This window comes from Arthrobacter sp. H41, assembly GCF_000520535.1.
Classification (GTDB): Bacteria; Actinomycetota; Actinomycetes; order Actinomycetales; family Micrococcaceae; genus Arthrobacter_D.
This window is the reverse complement of record NZ_AZRZ01000476.1, coordinates 1-3,046: the sequence shown is the minus strand read 5'-3', so window position 1 is coordinate 3,046 and position 3,046 is coordinate 1. Positions and strand designations below refer to the sequence as shown.

Genomic DNA, 3,046 nt, shown 5'->3' with positions numbered 1-3,046 from the left:
GTCGATTTCACGCTGGATGGTGTAGCTGCCGCCCTGGCCGCCGAGGGCGGTGTTCAGGCCCTCTGCGGGGCTGGTTGCACCGGAAGTGGTGATCGTGGTGAGGATGCCGCCGTAGGAGGGGGCGCCTTCGGTGGTGTTGATGACGCCGTCGCCGTTGTCGTCAGCGGCCGGGGTGGGGCATTCGCCCAGGGCTCCGCCGTGGATGTGCTGGACGTGGGGGTAGGGTCCGCCCATGAAGGTCTCGGCGAGACCGGAGACCTGCAGGTTCACCATGGCCTTGTCGCCGGTGACATCAACGGTGATGGTGCCCGAACCGTTGGAGCCATTGAGCGCACCCAGCGTGGAGGAGTAGGAGTCATCTGCTGCCATGGCCGGCGATGATGCCATGGCCAGGGCGCCGAGGGCGAGAGTAGGAACTGCCAGAAAACGCATTGCCTTGTTCATGAGAATAATTCCTTCACTGTGCGGTGAGCGCGTGCCCTAAATAGGCACGCTCAAAAGGTGATTCGAAGCACTCCAACCCATGGATTGGTTTCCCTGTCACCATCGCCCCGGACCAACAAGCACCCACGACTTCGGGGTGCTTGTTTTCACTGTAAGCAGGTCGAAGCGCTGTTGGGAAGGATCGAATTGTGACAGATGAAACGGGTGTGATTCAGGCGCGGGAAGCATCACCTACCCCGCGCATCCTGCGAAACCTTGGTGTGCGAAATGAAGGCCTGCACGAACCGAGTCAGAGCCGTTTCGTCGGGCTTCGGCACGAATGGATCTGCACTCCAATAAGGGGGTGTCTAGGCTGGGCTGCACGCGTTGGGAAGCGACAGAAGTGGTTGAAACCACCGGCGCCGGGGCCTCTGCTTCGGCGCCCGCCTCCGGGGAAGCAGAGCCTGCCGAGGAAGCCGTGATCACCATCAGGGACTTCGAATACGAGATGCCCGAGTCCATCGCGCCCGGCGCAACGGTGACGGTGGTCAACGAAGACGACGCTCCCCACACTGTCACGGCGAAGGATGACGGCGGCTTCGACGTCGATGTTCAAGGTGGTGAGACAGTGACCTTCACCGCGCCCGAGGAATCCGGTGATTATGAGGTTATCTGCGTCTACCATCCCGAGATGTCCGGCACCCTGGTCATCTCATGAGCCGGGCAGAGAGCTCCGCCGGGAGCCATGGGGAACACCCCGCTGGCGACAACGGCCTCGCAAGGAGGGCCCCCGGGCTCAATCAGCCACTCATGATTGCCCTGCGCGTCCTTGTTGCAGTGGGCCTGATCGTCAGCGCTGTCATCCACTTCGATCTGGCGCCCGGGTTTCAGCGGGCGGCGCCGGCCGGAATCGGCGGCGGGAACCTGTTCCGGATCCAGGCGGTTGTCGCCGTCCTCGCTGCACTGTATGTCCTCATCAGGGGAAGCCGTCCGGCATATGCCGTCGCCGCGGTTGTGGCGCTCTCGGCGCTGGCTGCCGTAATCCTGTACCGCTACGTGCAGGTTCCTGCGATCGGGCCGATTCCCTCGATGTACGAGCCAGTCTGGTATGCGAAAAAGACGCTCACCGCAGCGGCGGAGGCTGTTGCAGGGGTGCTCGCCGTCGTCGGTTACCTGATCCTGCATCGGCGCCACAACAGCAGGTGAGCAGCCCGGTCGGGGTGGGTCCGGACGCCCGTACAGGACCTCAGACCGGAAAGGCGTCGCCAAGCGTGACGAAAGGGGTGCCCGCGTCCGTCATGATGCCCAGTGCCCGCAGGAGGCCCGGGCCCGTTCCGGACCCGGGCCGGTTGCCGTGGGCAATGATGATCGCTGCTGCACCGGCAGCGGTTGTTTCGGTGGTGACAGTGCCGGCGGGGTAGGTCGCGCCCCCATCACCGTTGATGCTGAAGCCTGCGGGCACCAGGCCCAGGTCGTGGCAGATCCGCGCCGCCACATCGTCGAGATAGGCGGTACCCGGCCGGAAGAATCGTGATCGCTGGCCGGTGAGCGCCGTCAGTACGGCGTCGTTGGCCATGACTTCGTCATAAACGCTTCCGATCCCTGCGGTTCCCGGGATGCCGTAGGCCGCGTTTCCAATGACGCTCAGTGGGAGGTGGTTCGTTCCGTGGTTTGCCAGCTCGAACAGCGGGTCTCCTGCCAGCTCCCCGGCAAGGGATTGATTGCCGGCGATCCAGCGCGCATTGAGGAAAAGAGTTGCCGGGACACGTAGGCGCTGCAACCCTGCTATGAGGTCCGGGTCGAAACTGCTGCCGCCGGGGCCGCCGCAAAAATCCAGGGTCAGCGCGACGCCCCGCGAGCCGTTCGGTAGGTGCGTGACCACCCCCGGCGCCTCAAGTCCCCAGTAGTGGGGGGTCCGGCCGGTGTACCGGTCGATGATCTCGGCCCGGCTGGGCACGGCACGAGGTGCTCCGCCCACTGGAAGATGCTCCACGGGATCGGGCGACGGCGAAACGGAGGGCCGCGGAACTGGCGGAATCATCGACGGCGATGCTCCGGGTGACGTGCCGACACCCCGGAAAGCCTCGCGCGCTCCGCATCCACTGAGGATCAGACCCGCTCCGGTCAACAGGAACGCACGGCGACCCGGGATGTGTGCCATAGATCTGTTCCCCCATAAAGCTCATCAGCAACATCAGTATCAGCACTAACAGTAGTGGAGATCCCATGCCGTACAGGGGACGTGCGTTTCTTCAGGGTAGTGATGGTTATCGGGGCCGAGCGTTCTTACCCGGGGCTGATGACCCGTATCGGATGGCCGTCAAGGAAGGCATTGATCGATTCGACGGCGCCTCGAAAAAACAACTCGTAGTTCTGCCTGGTCACATAGCCGAGGTGTGGAGTTAGCAGGGTGGAGGGCGTGGACAGCAACGGGTTGGTCGCGGCTATCGGCTCTGTGTCGAAAACGTCGAGGCCCGCGCCGCCGATGCGGCGGCTTCCCAGGGCCGCCACCAGCGCGTCCTGGTCGACGATGCCCGCGCGGGACGTGTTCACGAGCACCGCAGTGGATTTCATCGAGTGCAGATGCCGCTCCGTAACGAGCCCCGCTGTCCGCGAACTCAAC

General features: G+C 64.1%; 4 protein-coding genes and 1 pseudogene. 2 read left to right on the top strand and 3 right to left on the bottom strand.

Annotated elements, in window-relative coordinates; genetic code table 11:
- A pseudogene (locus Y705_RS0101555) lies at nucleotides 1-444 on the bottom strand (hypothetical protein); the annotation flags it as partial.
- Nucleotides 445-826: 382 nt separating this feature from the next.
- Between Y705_RS0101555 and Y705_RS16515 the strand changes: the two are divergent.
- Both Y705_RS16515 and Y705_RS16510 read left to right on the top strand, forming a co-directional pair.
- Nucleotides 827-1,141, top strand: a complete 315-nt coding sequence (locus tag Y705_RS16515) for a cupredoxin domain-containing protein (RefSeq protein WP_049822107.1) — start codon at nucleotides 827-829, stop codon at nucleotides 1,139-1,141.
- Nucleotides 1,142-1,233: 92 nt separating this feature from the next.
- Nucleotides 1,234-1,629: a hypothetical protein gene (locus Y705_RS16510; protein WP_049822106.1), complete on the top strand. Its 396-nt coding sequence runs from the start codon at nucleotides 1,234-1,236 to the stop codon at nucleotides 1,627-1,629.
- Nucleotides 1,630-1,669: 40 nt separating this feature from the next.
- Here Y705_RS16510 and Y705_RS0101540 read toward each other — a convergent pair whose 3' ends face one another.
- Both Y705_RS0101540 and Y705_RS0101535 read right to left on the bottom strand, forming a co-directional pair.
- Complete coding sequence (locus Y705_RS0101540) at nucleotides 1,670-2,416, bottom strand: polysaccharide deacetylase family protein (protein WP_253908439.1); 747 nt, start codon at nucleotides 2,414-2,416, stop codon at nucleotides 1,670-1,672.
- A 293-nt stretch (nucleotides 2,417-2,709) separates the two neighbouring features.
- On the bottom strand, nucleotides 2,710-3,046 hold a 337-nt coding region (locus Y705_RS0101535), incomplete at its 5' end, for an NAD(P)-dependent oxidoreductase (protein WP_026531587.1).